Annotated in this window: 1 protein-coding gene; it reads left to right on the top strand. The window is 78.8% G+C overall.

The genetic code is table 11. The annotated features are described in order from the left end of the window. Positions 1-1,106, top strand: a 1,106-nt coding sequence (locus GTW08_RS09630; protein ID WP_161151788.1) for an NAD(P)H-hydrate dehydratase, incomplete at both ends; no start/stop codon positions are given.

Consider the following 1,106-nt stretch of genomic DNA (forward strand, 5'->3'; position numbering starts at 1 on the left):
GCCCCGCCGCGGGCGGCGACACCGGCACCGGCAGCGACCCCGGGACCAGCACCGGGGAGAGGATCGGCACCGGCACCCCGGCCGCCGGCGGGCTCGACTCGGCGCGGGCGCTGGTGTCCGGGGCGGACGTCGTCGTCGACGGGATCGTCGGTATCTCCGGGCGCGGTGCGCTGCGCGACCCGGCCCCGGAGCTGGTCGCCGCCGCCGACGGGGCGGGTGTGCCGATCGTGGCCTGCGACCTGCCCTCGGGCGTCGACTGTGACACCGGGGCGACCGACGGGCCGCACGTCCGCGCCGCGCTGACGGTCACCTTCGGCTGCCGCAAGCCGGTGCACGCCCTCGCCGCCCCGCTCTGCGGCCCGGTGCGGCTGGTGGACTTCGGGCTCGGGCCGTTCCTCGAGGGGATCGAGCCGCACGCGCGGGTGCTGTCCGACGGCGACGTCGGCGCCCGCTGGCCGGTCCCGGGACCCGACGACGACAAGTACAGCCAGGGCGTCGTCGGGATCGCCGCCGGGTCGGCCACCTACCCCGGCGCCGCCGTCCTCGCCGCAGGGGCCGCGGCCCTGGCCACCTCCGGGATGGTCCGCTTCGCCGGGTCCGCCGCCGACGAGGTCCGCAGGCACTGGCCGGAGATCGTCGCCACCGGCGACATCACCGACGCGGGCCGCACCCAGGCCTGGGCGGTCGGGCCGGGGCTGGGTACCGGCGGGCAGGGCCAGGCGGTGCTGGAGGAGGCGCTGGACCGCGGGGTGCCGCTCTGCCTCGACGCCGACGCGATCACCCTGCTCGCACAGCACGCCCACCTGCGGATGCGCATCCACGGCGAGCCCGTCGTGCTCACCCCGCACGCGGGGGAGTTCGCCCGGATCGCGGGCGAGGTCGGGCCCGACCGGATCGGCGCCGCCCGCCGCGCCGCCGCCGACCTCGGGGTGACGGTGCTGCTGAAGGGGAACGCGACCGTCGTCGCCGCACCGGACGGACGGGTGCTGGTCGACCCGGCCGCGGACTCCTGGGCCGCCACCGCGGGCTCCGGCGACGTGCTCACCGGCATGATCGGCGCGCTGCTGGCCGCCGGGCTGGACCCGTGGTGGGCGGCGGGCTGCGCG

Source organism: Pseudonocardia sp. SID8383 (assembly GCF_009864975.1).
GTDB lineage: Bacteria > Actinomycetota > Actinomycetes > Mycobacteriales > Pseudonocardiaceae > Pseudonocardia > Pseudonocardia alni.